Source organism: Streptomyces sp. NPDC058620 (assembly GCF_042717135.1).
Lineage (GTDB): Bacteria > Actinomycetota > Actinomycetes > Streptomycetales > Streptomycetaceae > Streptomyces.
Genome location: NZ_JBHXQO010000035.1, coordinates 47,153 through 66,815, shown reverse-complemented (window position 1 = coordinate 66,815; position 19,663 = coordinate 47,153). Strand labels below are relative to the sequence as shown.

Here is a 19,663-nt window from a genome sequence, read left to right as displayed (position 1 = left end):
CAGGTCAAGGACGGAGGTCGGCGTGAGAAGCAGCGGCGACGGTACGGTGGCGGGCGGGCCGTATCCGCAGCAGGGCAGTGCAGCCGACCACACCATTCGGCAGCCGGTTCAACCGGTGGCGGCCGATGGTGTGAAAGCGGTGGGCGATATCGGCTACCGGGGCCCGACCGCGTGCGCGGCGGCGGGTATCACCTACCGGCAGCTCGACTACTGGGCGCGCACGGGGCTGGTCGAGCCGAGCGTGCGTCCGGCATACGGGTCGGGGACCCAGCGCCTCTACAGTTTCCGGGACGTGGTCCTCCTCAAGATCGTGAAGCGATTCCTGGACACGGGTGTCGCTCTGCAGAACATCCGCAGCACGGTCCAGCATCTGAGGGCCCGCGGATTCCAGGATCTCGAACGCATGACGCTGATGAGCGACGGCGCGACGGTGTACGAGTGCTCCTCCCCGGATGAGGTCGTGAAGCTCCTCCAGGGGGGCCAGGGCGTCTTCGGGATCGCCGTCGGCGTCGTCTGGCGGGATGTGGACGCGGCCCTGTCGCAGCTGCACGGCGAGCGGGTCGACACCGGCGAGACACTGGTCGGCAACAACCCCGCCGACGAACTGGCCAGGCGGCGCAACCGCGCCGGATGAGCGAGGGAGGCCGCCCGGGCCCTCCGGGGCGCCGGGCAGGCCGATTGTCAGTGCCATAGGGCAGCATCGATTGATGTGAGAGCAGCGCCCACCATCCTGCATCTGGACATGGATGCCTTCTACGCCTCCGCGGAGCAGGCGGCGAAGCCGAGCCTGCGCGGCAAGCCGGTGGTGGTGGGCGGGCTCGGGCCGCGCGGGGTCGTGGCCACCGCGTCGTACGAGGCACGGCGCTTCGGGGTGCACTCGGCGATGCCGATGGCGCAGGCCCGCAGGCTCGCCCCCAACGCCGCCTACCTCGTGCCGCGCTTCACCCTGTACAGGACGGTGAGCGACCAGGTGATGGGGCTCCTGGGGCGCATGTCACCCCTCGTGGAGCCGCTCAGCCTGGACGAGGCGTTCGTCGATCTGGAGGCGGGCGGGGTCGCCGACGACTCGGCCTCGGCCCGCGAGATCGGCGAGCAGCTGCGTACGGCGATCAGGGCCGTCACCGGACTCACCGGCTCCGTCGGTCTGGCCGGGTCCAAGATGATCGCCAAGATCGCCTCGGAGGAGGCCAAGCCGGACGGGCTGGTACTCATCGAGCCTGGTACCGAACGTGAGCTTCTGGCGCCCATGTCCGTGCGCATCCTCCCGGGCGTCGGGCCGGCCACCGGAGACCATCTGCGACGGGCCGGGATGACCACCGTCCGCGACCTCGCCGATGCCGGCGAGGCGGAGCTCGTACGGCTGCTGGGCAAGGCGCACGGGGCGTCGCTGCACCTCATGGCTCTCGGGTACGACGACCGGCCCGTGGTGGCGGAGCGCGATGCCAAGTCCGTGTCGGTCGAGGACACCTTCGACGTGGACCTGCACGACCGTGTGCGCGTCAGGACCGAGGTGGAACGGCTCGCGGACCGGTGCGTGCGGCGGCTGCGGGCCGCGGAGCGGTCGGGGCGGACCGTCGTGCTGAAGGTGCGGCGCTACGACTTCTCGACGCTCACCCGCTCCGAGACGCTGCGGGGCCCCACGGACGACCCCACCGTCATCAGAGAGGCCGCCGCACGGCTGCTGGAGGCCGTTGACACCACCGGGGGCGTACGGCTGCTCGGAGTGGGCGTCACGGGGCTGGCGGACTTCACCCAGGAGGACCTGTTCGCGCAGGCCGCCGACGCGCGCAACGCCGCCACGGGCCCGGAGCAGACCGACGGGACCGGCGTCGACGAGGAGCCGGCGGATGCCGGTGAGGAAGCCGCTGAGGAGACCCACGGGGAGCTCGCCGCGCGGCGCTGGCCTTCGGGACACGACGTACGGCACGCGGCCTACGGCCACGGATGGGTCCAGGGCAGCGGCGTGGGCCGGGTGACGGTGCGCTTCGAGGAGCCGGGCGACGCCCCGGGCCGGGTGCGCACCTTCCGCATCGACGATCCGGAGCTCCAGCCGGCCGATCCGCTGCCGCTCGTGAAGGACCCCGCGGACTACTCCTCCTGGCCGGCCAGCCTGCCGAAGTCCCGGTCCGGAGCCGGCTCGTCGGGCGGCGAGTCCAGCCCGTAGTGGCGGTAGAGCTGCAGCTCCTGCTCCGGTGAGAGATGCCGTCCGACGCCGAAGTCCGGCGCGTCCTTGATCAACGCGCGGTCGAAGGGGACGCGCAGCGAGTCCTCCACGAACTCGCTCGGCTCCAGCGGAACGAAGGCGTCCCTGCTGAAGAGCCCGGTACGGACGGCCGCCCACTCGGGCACACCGGTCGCGTCGTCGAGATAGACCTCATCCACCGTTCCGATCTTGGCGCCCTTGCGGTCGAATGCCTTGCGGCCGATCAGGCTGCGCGGATCGATGTCGGTCTGCACGGTGCCTCCCACTGGTCGCAGCAACTGAGGGTGGTCCCTCCATTACTCCACAAGCACCACGAAAGTGCAGATCGGGGGCGTCGGCCACTCGAGACGGCCGGCGTGCGCCCGCTGGTAGGCTGGCTGTGGCTGCTGACCCCGTGCGGGAGAGTCCTTCGGTTAAGAACCCGGAGGCGCCGAAGGAGCAAATCCTCCCCGGAATCTCTCAGGCCCCCGTACCGCACGGTTGAGGTCACTCTGGAAAGCAGGACGGGACTCGTACGGGCACATGCCGGCACGGGACCCATCCTCACCGACGGTGAAAGCCGGTACGCCATGGGCGGCCGGTGAAGCTCTCAGGTCGAGATGACAGAGGGGGAGGCCGTTCGGGCACCCACGCCGTGGTGCCCCTCGCAGGTCGTGACAGACCAGGAGGCCTCCATCATGACCCCCCGTCGCACTCCGCTCTCCCAGCTGGAGCAGGGCATTCCCTTCGAGCAGCGCCACATCGGGCCCGATGGCGAGGCCCAGGCGAAGATGCTCGCCCAGGTCGGCTACGGCTCACTCGACGAGCTCACCGCCGCCGCGGTGCCCGACGTGATCAGGAGTGCCGAGGCGCTGCGGCTTTCCGCCGCCCGCACCGAGGCCGAGGTCCTGGCCGAGCTGCGCTCCCTCGCCGACCGCAACCAGGTACTCGCCCCGATGATCGGGCTCGGCTACTACGGCACCTTCACCCCGCCGGTGATCCTCCGCAACGTCATGGAGAACCCGGCCTGGTACACGGCGTACACCCCGTACCAGCCGGAGATCTCCCAGGGCCGTCTCGAGGCGCTCCTCAACTTCCAGACCATGGTCGCCGAGCTGACCGGGCTGCCGACCTCGGGCGCCTCCCTGCTCGACGAGGGCACCGCCGCCGCCGAGGCCATGGCGCTCGCACGACGCGTCGGCAAGGTCAAAAACGGCGTCTTCCTCGTCGACGCGGACACCCTTCCGCAGACGATCGCGGTGATAGAGACACGTGCCGAGCCGACCGGTGTCGAGGTCGTCGTGGCGGACCTCGCCGAGGGCATCCCCGCGGACGTCGCCGAGCGCGGTGTCTTCGGCGTGCTGCTCCAGTACCCGGGCGCCTCCGGAGCCGTCCGGGACATCAAGCCCGTCATCGAGCAGGCCCACGAGCTCGGCGCCGTCGTCACCGTCGCCGCCGACCTGCTCGCCCTGACCCTGCTCACCTCGCCCGGTGAGCTGGGCGCGGACATCGCGGTCGGCACGACCCAGCGCTTCGGTGTGCCGATGGGCTTCGGTGGGCCGCACGCGGGCTTCATGGCCGTCCGCGAGAAGTTCGCCCGCTCCCTGCCCGGCCGCCTGGTCGGTGTCTCCGTGGACGCGGACGGCAACAAGGCGTACCGCCTGGCCCTCCAGACCCGCGAGCAGCACATCCGCCGCGAGAAGGCCACCAGCAACATCTGTACCGCGCAGGTCCTCCTCGCGGTGATGGCCGGGATGTACGCCGTCTACCACGGCCCCGACGGGCTGCGGACTATCGCCCTGCGCACGCACCGCTACGCCACGATCCTCGCCGAGGGCCTGCGGGCCGCCGGCGCCGACGTGGTGCACGGCTCCTACTTCGACACGATCACCGTGCGGGTGCCCGGCAAGGCCGCGGAGATCGTCGCGGACGCCCGTGAGCGCGGAGTGAACCTGCGGCTCGTCGACGGCGACCTCGTCTCCCTCGCCTGCGACGAGACCACGACCCGTACGCAGGTCGCCGCTGTCTGGGCCGCCTTCGGCGCCGAAGGTGACATCGAGGCGCTGGACGCGGGCGCCGCCGACACGCTGCCCGAAGGGCTGCTGCGCACGGACTCGATCCTCACCCACCCCGTGTTCCACCAGCACCGGTCCGAGACGGCGATGCTGCGGTACCTGCGCAAGCTGGCCGACCGCGACTATGCGCTGGACCGCGGCATGATCCCGCTCGGCTCCTGCACCATGAAGCTGAACGCGACCACGGAGATGGAGTCGATCACCTGGCCCGAGTTCGGCGCGCTGCACCCCTTCGCGCCGGCCGAGCAGGCGCAGGGCTTCCTGACCCTGATCCGCGAGCTGGAGGAGCGCCTCGCCGAGGTCACGGGCTACGACGCCGTCTCCATCCAGCCCAATGCGGGCTCGCAGGGTGAGTTCGCCGGTCTGCTGGCCGTCCGCGCCTATCACCGGGCCAACGGTGACGAGCAGCGCACGGTCTGCCTGATCCCCTCGTCGGCGCACGGCACCAATGCCGCGAGCGCCGTGATGGCCGGTATGACGGTCGTCGTGGTGAAGACCGCTGACGACGGCGAGGTGGACATCGAGGACCTGCGCGCGAAGATCGAGAAGCACCGCGACGAGCTCGCCGTGCTCATGATCACGTACCCCTCGACGCACGGTGTCTTCGAGGAGCACGTCGCGGACATCTGCGGCGAGGTCCACGACGCGGGCGGGCAGGTGTACGTCGACGGCGCCAACCTCAACGCGCTGGTCGGCCTGGCGAAGCCCGGCAAGTTCGGCGGCGACGTCTCGCACCTGAACCTGCACAAGACCTTCTGCATCCCGCACGGCGGCGGCGGTCCGGGCGTCGGCCCGGTCGGTGTGCGCGCGCACCTCGCGCCGTACCTGCCGAACCACCCGCTCCAGCCCGCCGCGGGCCCGGAGACCGGTGTGGGCCCGATCTCGGCCGCTCCGTGGGGCTCGGCGGGCATTCTGCCCATCTCCTGGGCGTACGTGCGTCTGATGGGCGGCGAGGGCCTGAAGCGGGCCACGCAGGTGGCCGTGCTCGCCGCCAACTACATCGCCAAGCGGCTGGAGCCGCACTACCCGATCCTGTACAACGGCCCGGCCGGTCTGGTCGCGCACGAGTGCATCGTCGATCTGCGGCCGATCTCCAAGGCGACCGGGGTCAGCATCGACGACGTGGCCAAGCGCCTGATCGACTACGGCTTCCACTCGCCGACCATGTCGTTCCCGGTGGCCGGGACGCTGATGATCGAGCCGACCGAGAGCGAGAACCTCGCGGAGCTCGACCGCTTCTGCGACACGATGATCGCCATTCGCGGCGAGATCGAGAAGGTCGCGTCCGGTGAGTGGAGCGCCGACGACAACCCGCTGAGCAACGCCCCGCACACGGCGGCGGCGCTCGGCGGCGAGTGGGAGCACGGCTACAGCCGTGCGGAGGCCGTCTTCCCGGCCGGCGTGTCCGCCGCGGACAAGTACTGGCCGCCGGTGCGCCGGATCGACGGTGCCTTCGGCGACCGCAACCTGGTCTGCTCCTGCCCGCCGCTGGACGAGTACGACAACTGAGGTATGTGCGGTAGAGCGTGACGCGGACATGCGTCGGGGCCGGTACGGAGACTTCTCCGGCCGGCCCCAGTTCGTACGGCCGCTGTCAGGCGGCTTTCATGATCCGGCCGGTCTCCAGCGGCCGGTGCGGTGCGATGATCTGCCCGTCCGGAAGCAGCTCGCCGGTGTCCTCGAAGAGCAGGACGCCGTTGCACAGGAGGCTCCAGCCCTGCTCCGGATGATGTGCCGTGAGGCGCGCGGCCTCCCGGTCGGCGGAGTCGGCGGACGGGCAGGGTGGCTGGTGCTGGCACATGGCTGGGTTCTTTCGCTGCGTTGAGTTGAATGTCCTGCGGCTTGACGGTGTGTTCATGGCCGCCCCCGTATCAGTCGGTCCGGTTCCAGTGTTGCCCTACGGGCGTCAATCCGCAGGGATTTCGCGGCAGCTCTTCTCCTCCTCTCATGACGCATCACCCGGCCGGGCGGTTCAGCGCAACTCCACTGTCCCTTCGGGTGGTTCGGGGTGGCCCGTACGGACTAGGCCGGACGGGCACGCGTGCGCCCCCGCCGTGGTGTCCCGGTGATCGGGGCGGTACGACGGGGGCGTGGGGTGGAGCGGGTCAGGCGGGCGAGCCGAGCAGCGGGCCGGGAGGAATGCGCAACGTCATCACGGGCAACAGGTCGGCGACCGCGTGCGGGCGATGGGCGGCGATGCCCGGAGGCGCGGGTGCCAGGGGTACGAGAACGTCGGTCGGGGCGAGAGTGCCGCCGGCGGGATCGGCTTCGATGTCGCCGTGCAGCCACAGCGTGAGCATGTAGAGGCCGGGGATGGACAGCAGGCGCGGCTGGTACGCGGCCGGCGCGGCTTCGGCCTGCCGCACCGCCAGCTCGGTCGAGGCGATGTACGGACCCTCGAAGAAGTGCGAGAAGGCCCAGCCGTCGGGAGTCAGCATGGTGTCCGCGGCAGCGATGGCGCGGTCCCCGCTGCGGATCATGAAGCGCCAGCCGGCGAGGCGGGTGCTGGGTGCGGCCTCGTCCGGGGTGATCCGGTTCAGTACGTGGACGGGGAGCGGGAGTTCGGGGCTCAGCGGTCCCTGGACGGACCGGAGAGCGGGCGTGCGGGCCTCGCGGACTGCGGTGGGAGAACCGAGTGCCGTGAGAACGCTGCGCAATGCGGGCGCGGGAGCCTGGGGTACATGCAGCGGCATGGTGAGTCGCCTCTCACTTCGGAGACACGGTGATGCGTGGGCGGGTGCAGACGGCGCTGTCGGCGTGCCGGGGCCAGAGGACGGCCGGTAACGGGGCCTGTGCGTCAACTCTCTGCCTCGTTTGCGGAGTTTATACGACACGTGTTCACACGGTGTTTCCGCTAGCCGTTTGCCATATTGTCCGCAAGGCGGTATCAGGACTTCGGAATGCGGAGTTTCTGGTGATTCGGCCTGCCCGGACTTCCTCCGCCAGGGGTTTACCCGATTCGGCGGTAGGCTGAAACTCGCCGACGCTTTCACCACGCGTCCGGCAGCGGAAAGTGCAACTGTCCCATGCCGACGGAATGTGCCCCCGGCTTCCGTCACCAGACTATCGGGTACCCGAGGCCGATGGGGGCGTTATCGATCACCTCGTCTGGGCATTATCGATCCTGATACGAACGGCCTGGGCCGCGGGCCGGTCAATCTAGGAAGGACGCTGCGATGGGCGAGAAGGTCGTGGCGGGCGCCTTTGACCTGTCCGATCGGCGGGCGTACCGCGACAAGCTCAACCAGTGCCTGGAGGGGCTGGGGAGACTGCTGGCCGAGCGGAGGTTCGAGCGTCCCAGGAATCTCATGGGCCTGGAGATAGAGCTGAATCTCGCAGGGGCGGACGGTATGCCGCGGATGATGAATGCCGAGGTGCTCCAGCGCATCGCGAGCAAGGATTTCCAGACCGAACTGGGGATGTTCAATCTCGAAGTAAACATCGTGCCGCACCGTCTGAGCGGCCGGGTTTTCGATCAGCTCGCCGAGGAGCTGAGAACCGGGCTCGCCTATGCCCACCGGAAGGCCGGTGAGGTCGACGCGGGGATCATGATGATCGGAATCCTGCCGACCCTGGGCAGGGAGGACGTGGTCTCGGCGAATCTCTCACAGGTGGACCGCTATACGCTGCTCAACGACCAAATGGCGGCCGCTCGTGGCGAGGATTTCGCCCTCGATATCGAGGGCGTCGAGCGACTTGTGCTGACCTCTCCTTCCATCGCTCCCGAATCGGCCTGCACCTCGGTCCAGTTGCATCTCCAGGTGACGCCTGCCCGTTTCGCCGACGTGTGGAACGCGGCGCAGGCCATCGCCCCCGTTCAGGTCGCGCTCGGGGCCAACGCCCCCTTCCTCTTCGGCAAGGAGCTGTGGCGGGAGTCCCGTCCGCCCCTGTTCCAGCAGGCCACAGACGTCCGGCCGCCCGAACTCTGCAACCAGGGGGTGCGGCCGAGGACCTGGTTCGGAGAGCGCTGGATCAGCTCCGCGTACGAACTCTTCGAGGAGAATCTGCGCTACTTCCCGCCCTTGCTGCCCATCTGCGACGACGAGGAGCCGCTGCGCGTCCTCGACGAGGGCAGGGTGCCGCTGCTGGCGGAACTCGTCCTGCACAACGGAACGGTCTACCGCTGGAACCGGCCGGTCTACGGCCTGTCGGGCGGTGTTCCCCATCTCCGGGTCGAGAACCGGGTGCTGCCGGCCGGGCCCACCGTGACCGACGTAATCGCCAACGCCGCCTTCTACTACGGTCTCGTGCGCGCGCTGGCCGAGGAACCGCGGCCGGTATGGACCAGGCTGCCGTTCGCCGCCGCCGCTGAGAACTTCGACACCGCCTGCCGCCACGGCATCGACGCCGAGCTGCTCTGGCCGCGTCCCGGCCGCTCGGTAGGGGTCACCAGGGTGCCCGCGGTCAAACTCGTACGCGACGAACTGCTGCCACTGGCCGCCGCAGGGCTCGACGCCTGGAACATCGAACCCGCGGACCGCGACCTCTACCTCGGTGTCATCGAGGAACGGTGCAAGCGGCGGATGAACGGAGCCTCCTGGCAGGTCGATACGTACCACCGGGCCCTGGAGGCGGGACTCGGACGGGACGCGGCGCTGGCCGCCACCACCCGCCGCTACGGCGAGCTGATGCAGGCGGGCGAGCCCGTGCACACGTGGCAGGTGGGCTTCCCCGCGCCCTGAGCGGCGAGGGCGCCGCGCGGACGAATCGAGGAGGGGCGGTTGCCCGCTCGGGCTACTCGGCCGGTCTCGTCGTTGGGCGTGAACTGGGAGAGCGCCTGGATCAGGGACGCCTTCGTCACGTCCATCCGTGCCTGGCCGCGGCCGGGTACGAGGGTGGCCATGGAAATGTACGCGTCGACGACCGTGGTGAGCCGCGCGCTCTGCACGGTGACGGTCCACATGCCGAGGGTCTCCGGTCAACTCGGCCCAGGAATAGGTCTCGCTGGGCCGGCCGAGGGTTCTGGACGCGGACGGCACCATGGCGAGGGCGACGGGGGAGGAGGCCACGGAGTCGCCCGGGGCGACCGGAATGCCGTCGCTGTTGCCTTTGGCCCGGTCCAGCCAGAGGTCCGAGTCCGGCAGCCAGACCGTCCTTGCGCGCTTGGTCGGCGACAGCACGCACGGCGGGGGTGATGTCGAGGGAGGCGGCCATGGTCAGCCGTACCGCCGAGTCCGCGCAGGGCTCGGAGAAGGACGGCAGACCGCCCTGCGCGGCGAGCGCCGTTCCCGCCGCCACCGCCACCGCGAGCACGAGCGTCGTGGCGATGGCGACGGTGCGGGGGCGGCGGGGAGGGGCGTCCCCGGAGCTCTCCGTCGCGTGGTCGTCGGGCAAGCTGAGACGTCCCATGCCGGTGGTGCCCCCTCCTTGAGGATGAACAAGGAAATGGGGGACCACACCCTCACCAATGGTGGTCGTCCCCCGGCCGGTCGCGCATGATCTTCGTACCTGCATTCGAGGCCCCAGCGGGGCGGTGGGTGGGATGAGACGTGAACGCACAACTAAGGGCAGGTGTACAGGTGGAGGCGGGGCGTGTGGCTGATATTTACCCCCAAGAGAGCGTGCCACGGCGGATCTTGCGGTCCGAGACGGTGCTTGTTCTGGCTCTCTCGCTCGGTGCCAGCGGGGTGTCCGCCCTCATCAGTTTCGTCGGATCGCTGACGAAGCCGGGGGGACTGAAGGACCAGGCGGCCACGCTGAACGGTTCGTACGCGCCGGGGCGGCCATGGCTGGATCTCGCCTGGCAACTGTTCAGCATCACCACGGCACTGGTGCCGGTAGCCCTGGTGGCGCATCTGCTGATCAGGGAGGGGGCGAACCTGCGGACGATCGGCTTCGACCGGACCAGGCCCGGGTCCGACCTCGGCCGCGGCACCCTGATCGCCGCGGGCATCGGCAGCGCGGGGCTCGCCTTCTATCTGGCGGCACGGGCCACCGGATTCAACCTGACGGTGGTGCCGGAGTCGCTGCCGGACGTGTGGTGGAAGTTCCCCGTACTGATTCTCTCCGCGCTCCAGAACTCCGTACTGGAGGAGGTGATCGTCGTCGGCTATCTGCTCCGCAGGCTGGGGCAGTTGGGCTGGACGCCGATGGCAGCCCTGGTGGCGAGTTCGGTGCTGCGCGGCTCGTACCACCTGTACCAGGGGATCGGCGGCTTCATCGGGAACCTGGTGATGGGCGTGGTCTTCGTGCTGCTGTATCAGCGCTGGGGAAGGGTCGGACCGCTGGTCGTCGCCCACGCGCTGCTCGATATCGGCGCGTTCGTGGGATACGCGCTGCTCGCAGGGAACGTGGGCTGGCTGCCCACGCCGTGAGCGGCCTGCCGGCGAAGGGGCGTACGGATGGCTCGTACGCCCCTTCGGCGGGTCAGGGCGTGGCGAGGAGTTCGCCGTCGATGACGGTGACGGCGCTGCCGGTCAGCACGGTGCGGTCGCCGCGCAGGGACGTGCGGACCTGGCCGCTCCTGGCCGAGCACTGGAGACCGGTGAGCTCGTCCCGGCCCAGCCGCGCCGACCAGAACGGGGCGAGGGCGGTGTGCGCGCTGCCGGTCACCGGGTCCTCGTCGATACCGACCTGGGGAAAGAACCCGCGCGAGACGAAGTCGTAGCCGTGCGACGGGTCCTCGGCCACGGCGGTGGCGATGATCCCGCGCCGTGAGCAGGCGGCGAGTCCGGGGAGGTCCGGAGCCAGCGCTCGTACGGCTGCCTCGTCCGCGAGCTCGATCAGCAGGTCGCCGATGTGCGGTCCGGTGTCGAGGACGGTGACCGGCGCGGCGCCGAGCGCCTCCGCCAGGCCGGGCGGGGCGGTGGCCGGCGTCAGCGGGGCGGTGGGGAAGTCGAGGGCCAGTGTGCCGTCGGGGTGGGCGGTGGCCGTGAGGATTCCGCAACGGGCCGCGAACCGCACCTTCCCGCTCGCGATGCCCGTGGTGTGCAGGACGTGCGCCGTGGCGAGAGTGGCGTGGCCGCATATGTCGACCTCGGTGACCGGGGTGAACCAGCGCAGCGCCCAGTCGGCCTCTCCGCCCGGCGGCAGCGGGTGGGCGAACGCGGTCTCGGCGTGATTGACCTCGGCGGCGACCCGCTGGAGCCAGATGTCGTCGGGGAAGCCGCCGGAGTCGAGGAGCAGGACCCCGGCGGGGTTGCCGGCGAACGGGCGGTCGGTGAACGCGTCGACGATACGAATCCTCATGACGCGACCGTAGGCCCGGCGGAAAGCCGCAGGCCAAGGCCAATCGGCGGGAACTGGACCGGAAGGGCGGCGGTCTGACCGGTCCCGGGAGCGCCATCCGGGTTCGGGTTCGGCGAGGAACAGCAGGTGCCCGTCGGCCGGCAGGCCGGGTCGGCGGGGAGAACGCGGATGGGCGGCGTACGCCGACGCGGTGTCGGAGTACGCCGCCCTCCGGCGGTACGACCTGTCCCGCGCGGTCGCCCCGGCTACTTCGGGTCGCGGTTGAAGAGCGCGGTCGACCAGTAGTAGCCGAGCGCGGTGAGGCCGAGGCACCAGGCGATGGCGAGCCATCCGTTGTGGCCGATCTCGGTGCCGAGCAGCAGGCCGCGGAGGGTTTCGATGGCGGGGGTGAAGGGCTGGTACTCGGCGATGGGCCGGAACCAGCCTGGCATCGTGCCGGCCGGGATGAACGCGCTCGAGATGAGCGGGAGGAGGATCAGCGGCATGGCCATGTTGCTGGCCGCTTCGGGGTTCGGGCTGGCCATGCCCATCCCGACCGCGATCCAGGTGAGGGCCAGGGAGAACAGCGCGATCAGCCCGAATGCCGCCAGCCACTCCAGAACCGTGGCGTCCGTGGAGCGGAAGCCGATGGCCACGGCGACGGCGCCTACGAGGACCAGGCTGGCGAGCACCTGCAGCACGCTGCCGACGACATGCCCGATGAGCACCGACCCGCGGTAGACCGCCATGGTGCGGAAGCGGGCGATCAGGCCCTCGCTCATGTCCATGGAGACGGAGATCGCGGCCCCGATCACGGTGCTGCCGACGGTCATCATCAACAGGCCGGGGACGATGTAGGCGATGTAGTCGGAGCGGTCCGCGCCCCCGCCGCCGATGCCCGCGCTCATCACGTCGCCGAAGATGTAGACGAAGAGCAACAGCAGCATGATCGGCGTGAGCAGCAGGTTCAGGGTCATGGAGGGATAGCGGCGGGCGTGCAGCAGGTTGCGGCGCAGCATCGTGTTCGAGTCGCGTACGGCGAGGGAGAGGGCGCTCATCGGACGTTCTCCTTGGGCTGGTTGGGCTGGTTGGGGACGCTGGTGCCGCTGGTCAGGGCGAAGAACACGTCGTCGAGGTCCGGGGTGTGCACGGTCAGCTCGTCGGCCTCGATCCCGGCGGAGTCCAGCCAGTCGAGGATCGAGCGCAGCTCGCGCTGGGTGCCGTCGCTGGGGATCTGCAGCGACAGCGCCTCGTCGTCCCGGGTGACCTCGCGCAGGGCGACGGCGGCTGCCTGGTACGCGGCCGGGTCGGTGAAGCGGAGCCGGATGTGGCCGCCGGGGATGAGCCGCTTCAGCTCCTCGGCACTGCCTTCGGCGGCGATCCTGCCGTCGCTCAGCACCGCGATGCGGTCGGCGAGCTCGTCGGCCTCCTCCAGGTACTGGGTGGTGAGGAAGACGGTGACGCCCCCGGCCACGAGGTTGCGGATGATGTTCCACATGTTGTGGCGGCTGCGGGGGTCGAGGCCGGTGGTGGGTTCGTCGAGGAAGATGATCCGCGGGTTGCCGACCAGGGTCATGGCCAGGTCGAGGCGGCGTTTCATGCCGCCGGAGTAGGTGGAGGCGGGCTTCTTCGCCGCGTCCACCAGGTCGAAGCGCTCCAGGAGTTCGGCGGCGACCCGCCGTCCCTCGCTCTTGGAGAGGTGGTGCAGGTCCGCCATGAGGAGCATGTTCTCCTCGCCGGTGATCAGACCGTCCACGGCGGAGAACTGACCCGTGACACCGATCGCCGCGCGCACCGCCTGCGGGTCGGTGGCCAGGTCGTGGCCGCCGACGTGCAGGTCCCCGGCGTCGGCGGTGATGAGTGTGGAGAGGATCTTGACGGCGGTGGTCTTGCCGGCGCCGTTCGGACCGAGCAGCGCGAACACGGACCCGGCCGGGATGCTCAGATCGATGCCGTCGAGCACGACCTTGTCACCGTAGGACTTGCGCAGACCGACAGCGGAGACGGCGGCGGGCGGCTGCGGACTGCCGTCCCGATTGGACGTGGACATGACAGACGAAGGCATGGAGCCCTCCCTTTCGAAGGCTGAAGTGACGCGGGGAGTGGGCGAGTTGGCGGGGCCGGTGTTCAGGCCCGGGAGCGGCGTACGTCGATGTTGCCCCAGCGGGTCCGGGCGCGGACCTCGACGGTGTCCTCGGTCTTCTCCGGGGTCTCGGACGCGGTGAGTGTGTTGCGCACCTGCCCGCGGTCGGAGCTGACGTCGAGCCACGCGGCCGTGCCCTCGCGGACGCCCACCTCGATGGCGCCGTAGGAGGTCTCCAGCTGGACGGTTCCGCGCGCCACTTCGCCCACGCGCAGGGTGCCGTGTGCGGTGGTGGCGACGACCGAGCCTTCGGCGCGCGCGATGTCGATGTCGCCGTTGGAGCCGTTCACCCGCAGGTCGCCGGTCGCGGTGCCGACGGTGGTGGAGCCGTGCGAGTTCTTCAGGACGGCGGGGCCGTCGACGGTGCCGACGCGCAGGCTGCCGGAGCTGGTGGTGATCTCGGCCTTGCCGTCGACCCGGTCCACGGTGATCGAGCCGTGCGACGCGGTCAGCTTCAGCGGGCCGGTCGTGTCGAGGCGGACGTCGCCGGACGAGGTCTTCACGCGGACCTCGCCGAGCCGGCCCTCGCCGAGCACCTGGGCCCAGGCGCCGGTCATGTCGATGCGTGAGCCGGTGGGCAGTTCGACCGTCACGTCGACGGTGCCGGTGCGGCCGAGGCCGAGCAGATTGGACTTGGGCGTCCTGATGTTCAGTACGCCGTTCCTGTACGTGGCTTCGGTCTGGTCGGCGGCCCGTACGTCCTGGTCCTTCTTCGGGTCGCGGGGCCGCACTTCGACGACGGTGTCGAGGCGGTCGCCCGCGGTGAACTGGATGGAACCGGCCTCCACGTGCGCCGTGGCCGAGATCGGTTCGGGAGTGTCGAAAGAAGGCATGGCTGTCCCGTCCTCTTGGGTCTTCAGGGCGTCCCCGCTGGTGGGACGTGGTGTGGGTGAAGTGGTGCGGGCGCCGGGCGTGGTTACCGCACCCAGCCCGTGTAGTTCTGTCCGACGGTGCGGGCCCTCTCTGTCGGACGCGGTGTGCCAACGCCGTCGACCGCGGCCGACACGGCCCGCACCAGCCAGGCGTTGACCGACAGGCCCTCGCGGCTCGCGGCCTCCTCGGCGCGGGCCTTGAGGTGGGCCGGCAGGCGCAGGTTGACGCGGGCGGTGCCGCCCTCGTCGAGGTCGGCGGGTGCCTGCGCCTTCAGCGGTTCGACGGGCGGGGCCGGCTCCGCCCCGGCGCCGCCGTCGGTGGGCGGCAGTGTCACCACGAAGTCGGGGTCGAGCCCGCGAAGCCGTACGTCGACCGAGCCGGGGGCGAGGTCGCGGGTGATCTCGTCCATCGCGGCGGAGAGCACGTTGAGCATGGTCAGCCGGGTCGCCGACTCCAGCGGAGCGGTGAGCCTGTCCGCCAGCTCGCGGGCTTCGTCGCCGCCGGCCGCGGCGGCCACCGCCAGTTCATGGCGGAGGGTGTCGACATACGGGGTGAGGTCCATGACGCCATCATGGCACCACTATGGCTCCATGCGCAAGGCGCGGGGTGGCATCTTTGGCTGGGTTGCTGATGAAGTGGCCCTGACCTGCGGAAATGTGCTGGCACCCGCATGGGTGATGGTGGCGCCATGGAGGCGCACGTGCTTCTGGGGGCACGAAATGGCGCCGGGTGGCTCCGGGTGGCGCCATGTGATGCCAGCCCGGCGTCATCGTGCCTCGCCTGCAGGGCGCAGGGTGTGCCGCCCGATCCGGAGATGTTTGCCAAGCGACACGTACCGATATATCGTTGAGGCATCGTGACAGGTCAACGATGGAAGGAGCGTAGCGATGCGTTCACATGGACACGGCAATGAGCACGGACATGGGCACTGCGGGCCCGGTCATCGCGGTCAGGGCGACTTCGAGGAGAGGCGGGCGGCCTTCGGTCCGTTCGGTCCGCCCTTCGGGGGCGGGCCTTTCGGCGGCGGGCGCGGCCGGGGTGGCGGCCGGGGGAGGGCGCGGCGCGGAGACGTGCGCGCCTCGATCCTCACGCTGCTCAAGGACCGGCCGATGCACGGCTACGAGATGATCCAGGAGATCGGCGAGCGGAGCGGTGGGGCCTGGCGCCCCAGCCCCGGCTCCGTCTATCCGACCCTTCAGCTGCTGGAGGACGAGGGTCTGATCGTCAGCGAGAGCGAGGGTGGCAAGAAGCTGTTCACGCTCACCGACGCCGGGCGAACCGAGGTCGAGTCCGGCCCCGACGCCCCGTGGGAAGAGGCCGGGCGCGGGGTCGACTGGGAGAGTGCCAACGAGATCAGGCAGGCCGGCTTCGGTCTGATGGAGGCGTACGGGCAGGTCTGGAAGACCGGTTCCGCCGAGCAGCGGCAGAAGGCGCTCGCCGTCATCAACGAGGCCCGTAAGAAGCTCTACCTGATTCTGGCCGACGAGGACTGACCCCGTCGTCCGTGAGTTGCCCGGAAGGGCCCCGAGGCCGGTGGCCGCGGGGCCCTTCCGGGGTTCCGGGGCCGACCGTGGAGTCGTGGTGCCGTGGGGGAGGGTTACACGGTGACCAGGCCGCCCAGCTTGCGCAGCGATTCCTGGAGGGCGGAGGTGGCCGAATCCTTGAGCTTGCCCGCCATGAGGGAGACCGCGGCGCCGGTGAACTCCCCGTCGATCCGCAGGGTGGTCGCGTCCCCGTCGGGGGTCAGTGCGTAACGCATGGTCAGGTTGACGCCCATCGGGCCCTTGCCCGTGGTCGTCAGCAGGCGCCCGGCCTCCAGCTCCGCGACCGTCCAGGTCACCTCGGCGGGGAAGCCCATCAGTTTCATGTTCTCCTCGTAGGTGGCCCCGAGCTCCAGGGAGTCCGGTCCGCCCTTGGGGAAACTGGTGTGGGTGGCGTTCCACTCGCCGTACGCCGAGAAGTCCGTCAGCTGCGCCCAGACCTTCTCGGCCGGTGCTTCGATGCGTGCCTCCGCGCTGACTTCGGCCATGCGACCACCCCTTGCTCGTCGGGTTACGGTGTCGCGGAACGTAGCGGCAGCGGCGGCAACATTCAATACTGATGGCCCGTCAGATCCGCTTGGGTCCGGTGACTCCGCCAGATGGCAGCGGAATCGAACAGTCAGACGCGCGCGGGTGCGGGCCGTCGATCGCCGGCAGGGCGGCCATCCAGAACATCTCGCGCCCCCTCCGGCGTCGTCATCAGGCTGTGGCCTGAGGGACGTACGCGGCGTGGCTGTCGGTTGCTCCGGAAGCGCGAAGCAAGGCGGCGCGCTCCGTTTCTCCTGATCGGTACCGTGCGGCCGTCGGATCTCATCCGGAAGGATGAGGAACCGCGCGGGTGTGCCCAACTTGGGTGGGATGTCTAAATGGGCCCCTCCGGGGATGTGTTCCGGCCACGGGACTGATGGGGTGAGAGGTGTGCAAAACCGGACGCCGCAGATACCCGAACAGCCCGCACCGACCCGTGCCGAGCTCGACGCCGGCTTCACTGTGGAACTGACCTCGGTCGTGACCGGTGCGCGCCGGCGGGCCCTGCGTGACGGTGACCGTCACATCGACACCGCCCACTTGCTGCACTCGCTCATCGAGTCGGATCCCGAGGTCCGTACGGCCTTCGACGGCGGTCCGCAGCTCGCGAGGGTGCTCGGCTATCTCGTGCAGCGCAGCATCGGCTACGGGCTCCGCTGGCAGGGGGCGGTCGAGGACTCCGGTGTGGTTCCCCTGGTGCACGACCCCGGGGTGGACGGCTGGTCACCCTCGGCGGTGGCCGCCATGGAAGGGGCGCGTGCACGCGCAGAGCGGCGCGGGGAGGACCGTGCCGGCGGGCTGGATCTGCTCGCCGCACTCGCCGCGGACCCCGAGTGCCGTGCGGTGGAGGTGCTCGACCGGGCGGGCGTGGACGCCGCATGGCTGGCGGGCCGTACGGCCGAGCGCACAGCGGAGGCGTCCGGCCGGGCGTGACAGCCGTGACAGGGGTGACGGTACTGATGGCACCTGTCATGATGTGCCGATGCACGCGTCTCAGGGGAGAAGCGCCGGCCTGGGACTCGCCCTGGTCTCGGCCTTCGCATTCGGTGGTTCGGGAGTGGCGGCCAAGCCGCTGATCGAGGCGGGGCTCGACCCCCTGCATGTGGTGTGGCTACGGGTGGCGGGTGCCGCGCTCCTGATGCTGCCGGTCGCCTGGCGCCACCGGAATCTGATCCGAGAGCGGCCCGCGCTGCTGGCCGGTTTCGGACTGTTCGCCGTCGCGGGCGTGCAGGCGTGCTACTTCGCCGCCATCTCGCGCATCCCCGTCGGTGTAGCCCTCCTCGTCGAGTACCTGGCGCCGGCACTCGTGCTCGGATGGGTCCGTTTCGTGCAGCGCCGGCCCGTCACTCGTGCCGCGGCCGTGGGCGTGGTCCTCGCGGTCGGCGGACTCGCCTGCGTCGTCGAGGTATGGGCGGGGCTGAGCTTCGACGCCATCGGACTGCTCCTCGCACTCGGCGCCGCCTGCTGCCAGGTCGGCTACTTCGTCCTCTCCGACCAGGGCGGACAGGACAGCGAAGCCGGCCCCGGAAAGCACGCCGAACCTCCGCATCCGGTCGGCGTGATCGCGTACGGACTGCTCATCGGTACGGCGGTCCTCACCGTGGTCGCCCGGCCCTGGGGCATGGACTGGTCGATCCTCGGCGGCAGTGCGGACATGAACGGGACCGGTGTCCCCGCCTGGATGCTGCTCGTCTGGATCGTGCTGCTCGCGACCGTCGTCGCCTACGCCACCGGAGTCATCTCGGTGCGGCTGCTCTCCCCGCAGGTGGCGGGCGTGGTCGCCTGTCTGGAGGCGGTCATCGCGACCGTACTCGCCTGGGTACTGCTCGGCGAGCACCTGTCCGGACCCCAGCTCATCGGCGGCGGCGTGGTGCTGGTCGGCGCGTTCATCGCGCAGTCCTCCGCGCCGAGGCCGCCGTCGGGGCCGGTGGCCTCCGGGCACGGCGCCGTCGCTGCCGAGCAGGGTACGGCGGATTCCCAGGGGGAGTTGTCCGCCCGTCGGGCCTCGCCGTAGTGTGACGATCATGCATCTCACTGTGCTTCCGCCGCCTGCCCTCTAGCGCGGGCGGCAACTCCAGACGAAGACCGGACTCGGGCAGTCCCCGAGCGGTTCGTCGCTGCCCGCGTGCGGAGCCGAGCGACCACCCTCCCGTTTTCTGTCTGGAGAAGCACGTGTCCCTTTCCACGTCCGGCCTGCCCGTCGGCCGGAGCATCGTCTATCTGATCGTCGCCGGAGTCGCCTGGGGGACGGCCGGGGCCGCCGCCTCCCTGATCTTCCGGGTCAGCGATCTCGGCCCGCTCGCCCTGTCCTTCTGGCGCTGCGTCGGCGGCCTCGTCCTGCTGGCCGGAGCGCTCGCGCTGAGGCCCGGGCGGCGCGCGGCGGCGCCCGCCGAGTCGCGACGGCGCCGGCTGGTGCGCATCCTGGGCACCGGAATCGGTCTCACCCTGTTCCAGAGTGCGTACTTCGCGGCCGTGGAGGTGACCGGTCTCGCCGTCGGGACCGTGGTCACGCTCGGCGCCGGACCCGTCCTCATCGCCGTGGGCGCACGGCTGACCATGGGGGAGCGGCTCGGCCGCGGCGGGGTGGCGGCCGTGGCCGGTGCGCTCACCGGTCTCGTCGTGCTGGTGCTCGGGGGTGAGGGGGCCGAGGTGAAGCCGCTCGGTATCGCCCTGGCCCTGCTCTCCGCCTCGGGCTATGCGGCCATCACGGTGCTGACCCGGTGGCTGGGGCGCGGTGGCCGGGGCGGCGACGCGCTGGCCACCAGTGCCTGGGCCTTCGGGATCGGTGCGGTGGGGCTGTTGCCCATGGCGCTTGCGGAAGGGCTCGTACCGCACACCGCCGACATCGCCCATGTGGTGTGGCTGCTGGTGTACGTGGCCGCCGTGCCGACGGCGCTCGCCTATGCGCTGTACTTCGCGGGAGCGGCGGCCGTACGGTCGGCGACCGTGTCCGTGATCATGCTTCTGGAGCCGGTGAGCGCGGCCGTTATCGCTGTGACCGTGCTGCGTGAACAGCTCACGGCGGCCACCGTCGCCGGCACGCTGCTGCTGCTCGTCGCGGTGGCCGGCCTCGCCGTAGCCGAGGCGCGCGGCGCGGCTGTCGCGCGCCGGAAGGCCGTGCTCGTCTGACCGCGCTCGGTGACGGGCCCGCTCC

19 protein-coding genes, 1 pseudogene and 1 riboswitch are annotated in these 19,663 nt (G+C 70.4%); of the genes and pseudogenes, 10 read left to right on the top strand and 10 right to left on the bottom strand.

Annotation, left to right across the window (positions count from 1 at the left end):
- Window positions 1–22: 22 nt before the first annotated feature.
- Together ACFWSK_RS26665 and ACFWSK_RS26660 are read left to right on the top strand one after the other, a co-directional pair.
- Window positions 23–634: a MerR family transcriptional regulator gene (locus ACFWSK_RS26665; protein ID WP_383791063.1), complete on the top strand. Its 612-nt coding sequence runs from the start codon at window positions 23–25 to the stop codon at window positions 632–634.
- Between the two features lie 75 nt (window positions 635–709).
- Window positions 710–2,164, top strand: a complete 1,455-nt coding sequence (locus ACFWSK_RS26660) for a DNA polymerase IV (protein WP_383791060.1) — start codon at window positions 710–712, stop codon at window positions 2,162–2,164.
- Here the strand turns inward: ACFWSK_RS26660 and ACFWSK_RS26655 are convergent.
- A complete protein-coding gene (locus ACFWSK_RS26655) occupies window positions 2,089–2,457 on the bottom strand; it encodes a PRC-barrel domain-containing protein (protein WP_383791057.1) in 369 nt (122 codons plus the stop codon). The genes ACFWSK_RS26660 and ACFWSK_RS26655 overlap by 76 nt on opposite strands.
- 133 nt (window positions 2,458–2,590) lie before the next feature.
- A riboswitch (glycine riboswitch) is annotated at window positions 2,591–2,688 on the top strand.
- Window positions 2,689–2,880: 192 nt separating this feature from the next.
- Between ACFWSK_RS26655 and gcvP the strand changes: the two genes are divergently transcribed.
- On the top strand, window positions 2,881–5,766 hold the full coding sequence (gene gcvP / locus ACFWSK_RS26650) for an aminomethyl-transferring glycine dehydrogenase (protein ID WP_383791054.1): 2,886 nt from the start codon (window positions 2,881–2,883) through the stop codon (window positions 5,764–5,766).
- A gap of 85 nt (window positions 5,767–5,851) precedes the next feature.
- Here the strand turns inward: gcvP and ACFWSK_RS26645 are convergent, their stop codons facing one another.
- Together ACFWSK_RS26645 and ACFWSK_RS26640 are read right to left on the bottom strand one after the other, a co-directional pair.
- Window positions 5,852–6,058, bottom strand: a complete 207-nt coding sequence (locus ACFWSK_RS26645; RefSeq protein ID WP_185302003.1) for a DUF5999 family protein — start codon at window positions 6,056–6,058, stop codon at window positions 5,852–5,854.
- Window positions 6,059–6,362: 304 nt separating this feature from the next.
- Window positions 6,363–6,950 (bottom strand): hypothetical protein, encoded by a 588-nt coding sequence (locus ACFWSK_RS26640; protein ID WP_383791051.1) that lies wholly within the window; start codon window positions 6,948–6,950, stop codon window positions 6,363–6,365.
- Between the two features lie 483 nt (window positions 6,951–7,433).
- Here ACFWSK_RS26640 and ACFWSK_RS26635 point away from each other — a divergent pair, with 483 nt between their 5' ends.
- Window positions 7,434–8,939, top strand: coding sequence for a glutamate-cysteine ligase family protein (locus ACFWSK_RS26635; protein ID WP_383791049.1), 1,506 nt, complete (start codon window positions 7,434–7,436; stop codon window positions 8,937–8,939).
- Window positions 8,940–8,998: 59 nt separating this feature from the next.
- Here ACFWSK_RS26635 and ACFWSK_RS26630 read toward each other — a convergent pair.
- Window positions 8,999–9,495 (bottom strand): annotated as a pseudogene (locus tag ACFWSK_RS26630) (hypothetical protein); the annotation flags it as partial.
- Between ACFWSK_RS26630 and ACFWSK_RS26625 the strand changes: the two are divergent.
- Window positions 9,410–9,628, top strand: coding sequence for a hypothetical protein (locus ACFWSK_RS26625; protein ID WP_383791098.1), 219 nt, complete (start codon window positions 9,410–9,412; stop codon window positions 9,626–9,628). The pseudogene ACFWSK_RS26630 and the gene ACFWSK_RS26625 sit on opposite strands and share 86 nt — an antisense overlap.
- Window positions 9,629–9,791: 163 nt before the next feature.
- A complete protein-coding gene (locus ACFWSK_RS26620) occupies window positions 9,792–10,571 on the top strand; it encodes a CPBP family intramembrane glutamic endopeptidase (RefSeq protein ID WP_383791046.1) in 780 nt (259 codons plus the stop codon).
- A 52-nt stretch (window positions 10,572–10,623) separates the two neighbouring features.
- Here ACFWSK_RS26620 and ACFWSK_RS26615 read toward each other — a convergent pair whose 3' ends face one another.
- The 5 genes from ACFWSK_RS26615 to ACFWSK_RS26595 all read right to left on the bottom strand — a co-directional run bounded on the left by ACFWSK_RS26615 (window position 10,624) and on the right by ACFWSK_RS26595 (window position 15,002).
- Complete coding sequence (locus ACFWSK_RS26615; protein ID WP_383791043.1) at window positions 10,624–11,445, bottom strand: PhzF family phenazine biosynthesis protein; 822 nt, start codon at window positions 11,443–11,445, stop codon at window positions 10,624–10,626.
- 245 nt (window positions 11,446–11,690) lie between these two features.
- A complete protein-coding gene (locus ACFWSK_RS26610; RefSeq protein WP_383791040.1) occupies window positions 11,691–12,482 on the bottom strand; it encodes an ABC transporter permease in 792 nt (263 codons plus the stop codon).
- A complete protein-coding gene (locus ACFWSK_RS26605; protein ID WP_383791037.1) occupies window positions 12,479–13,489 on the bottom strand; it encodes an ATP-binding cassette domain-containing protein in 1,011 nt (336 codons plus the stop codon). The genes ACFWSK_RS26610 and ACFWSK_RS26605 overlap by 4 nt, the downstream gene beginning before the upstream one ends.
- 62 nt (window positions 13,490–13,551) lie before the next feature.
- A complete protein-coding gene (locus tag ACFWSK_RS26600; protein WP_383791034.1) occupies window positions 13,552–14,400 on the bottom strand; it encodes a DUF4097 domain-containing protein in 849 nt (282 codons plus the stop codon).
- Window positions 14,401–14,483: 83 nt separating this feature from the next.
- Window positions 14,484–15,002: a toxin-antitoxin system HicB family antitoxin gene (locus ACFWSK_RS26595; protein ID WP_383791031.1), complete on the bottom strand. Its 519-nt coding sequence runs from the start codon at window positions 15,000–15,002 to the stop codon at window positions 14,484–14,486.
- Between the two features lie 325 nt (window positions 15,003–15,327).
- Here ACFWSK_RS26595 and ACFWSK_RS26590 point away from each other — a divergent pair, with 325 nt between their 5' ends.
- On the top strand, window positions 15,328–15,933 hold the full coding sequence (locus tag ACFWSK_RS26590; protein WP_383791029.1) for a PadR family transcriptional regulator: 606 nt from the start codon (window positions 15,328–15,330) through the stop codon (window positions 15,931–15,933).
- A gap of 104 nt (window positions 15,934–16,037) precedes the next feature.
- Here the strand turns inward: ACFWSK_RS26590 and ACFWSK_RS26585 are convergent, their stop codons facing one another.
- Window positions 16,038–16,469, bottom strand: coding sequence for an SRPBCC family protein (locus ACFWSK_RS26585; protein ID WP_383791026.1), 432 nt, complete (start codon window positions 16,467–16,469; stop codon window positions 16,038–16,040).
- 430 nt (window positions 16,470–16,899) lie between these two features.
- Between ACFWSK_RS26585 and ACFWSK_RS26580 the strand changes: the two genes are divergently transcribed.
- The 3 genes from ACFWSK_RS26580 (at window position 16,900) to ACFWSK_RS26570 (ending at window position 19,638) form a co-directional block, all read left to right on the top strand.
- Window positions 16,900–17,442 (top strand): Clp protease N-terminal domain-containing protein, encoded by a 543-nt coding sequence (locus ACFWSK_RS26580; RefSeq protein ID WP_383791023.1) that lies wholly within the window; start codon window positions 16,900–16,902, stop codon window positions 17,440–17,442.
- A 49-nt stretch (window positions 17,443–17,491) separates the two neighbouring features.
- Window positions 17,492–18,523, top strand: a complete 1,032-nt coding sequence (locus ACFWSK_RS26575; RefSeq protein WP_383791020.1) for a DMT family transporter — start codon at window positions 17,492–17,494, stop codon at window positions 18,521–18,523.
- Window positions 18,524–18,681: 158 nt separating this feature from the next.
- Window positions 18,682–19,638: a DMT family transporter gene (locus tag ACFWSK_RS26570; RefSeq protein WP_383791017.1), complete on the top strand. Its 957-nt coding sequence runs from the start codon at window positions 18,682–18,684 to the stop codon at window positions 19,636–19,638.
- The last annotated feature ends 25 nt before the right edge of the window (window positions 19,639–19,663 follow it).

Excerpts from the sequence above, each read along its gene's own strand:
- ACFWSK_RS26585 (WP_383791026.1), bottom strand. The coding sequence starts at position 16,469 with ATGGCCGAAGTCAGCGCGGAGGCACGCATCGAAGCACCGGCCGAGAAG.
- ACFWSK_RS26595 (WP_383791031.1), bottom strand. The coding sequence starts at position 15,002 with ATGGACCTCACCCCGTATGTCGACACCCTCCGCCATGAACTGGCGGTG.
- ACFWSK_RS26600 (WP_383791034.1), bottom strand. The coding sequence starts at position 14,400 with ATGCCTTCTTTCGACACTCCCGAACCGATCTCGGCCACGGCGCACGTG.
- ACFWSK_RS26615 (WP_383791043.1), bottom strand. The coding sequence starts at position 11,445 with ATGAGGATTCGTATCGTCGACGCGTTCACCGACCGCCCGTTCGCCGGC.
- ACFWSK_RS26575 (WP_383791020.1), top strand. The coding sequence starts at position 17,492 with ATGCACGCGTCTCAGGGGAGAAGCGCCGGCCTGGGACTCGCCCTGGTC.
- ACFWSK_RS26635 (WP_383791049.1), top strand. The coding sequence starts at position 7,434 with ATGGGCGAGAAGGTCGTGGCGGGCGCCTTTGACCTGTCCGATCGGCGG.
- ACFWSK_RS26605 (WP_383791037.1), bottom strand. The coding sequence starts at position 13,489 with ATGCCTTCGTCTGTCATGTCCACGTCCAATCGGGACGGCAGTCCGCAG.
- ACFWSK_RS26625 (WP_383791098.1), top strand. The coding sequence starts at position 9,410 with ATGGTCAGCCGTACCGCCGAGTCCGCGCAGGGCTCGGAGAAGGACGGC.
- ACFWSK_RS26640 (WP_383791051.1), bottom strand. The coding sequence starts at position 6,950 with ATGCCGCTGCATGTACCCCAGGCTCCCGCGCCCGCATTGCGCAGCGTT.
- ACFWSK_RS26590 (WP_383791029.1), top strand. The coding sequence starts at position 15,328 with ATGCGTTCACATGGACACGGCAATGAGCACGGACATGGGCACTGCGGG.
- ACFWSK_RS26645 (WP_185302003.1), bottom strand. The coding sequence starts at position 6,058 with ATGTGCCAGCACCAGCCACCCTGCCCGTCCGCCGACTCCGCCGACCGG.
- ACFWSK_RS26610 (WP_383791040.1), bottom strand. The coding sequence starts at position 12,482 with ATGAGCGCCCTCTCCCTCGCCGTACGCGACTCGAACACGATGCTGCGC.
- gcvP (WP_383791054.1), top strand. The coding sequence starts at position 2,881 with ATGACCCCCCGTCGCACTCCGCTCTCCCAGCTGGAGCAGGGCATTCCC.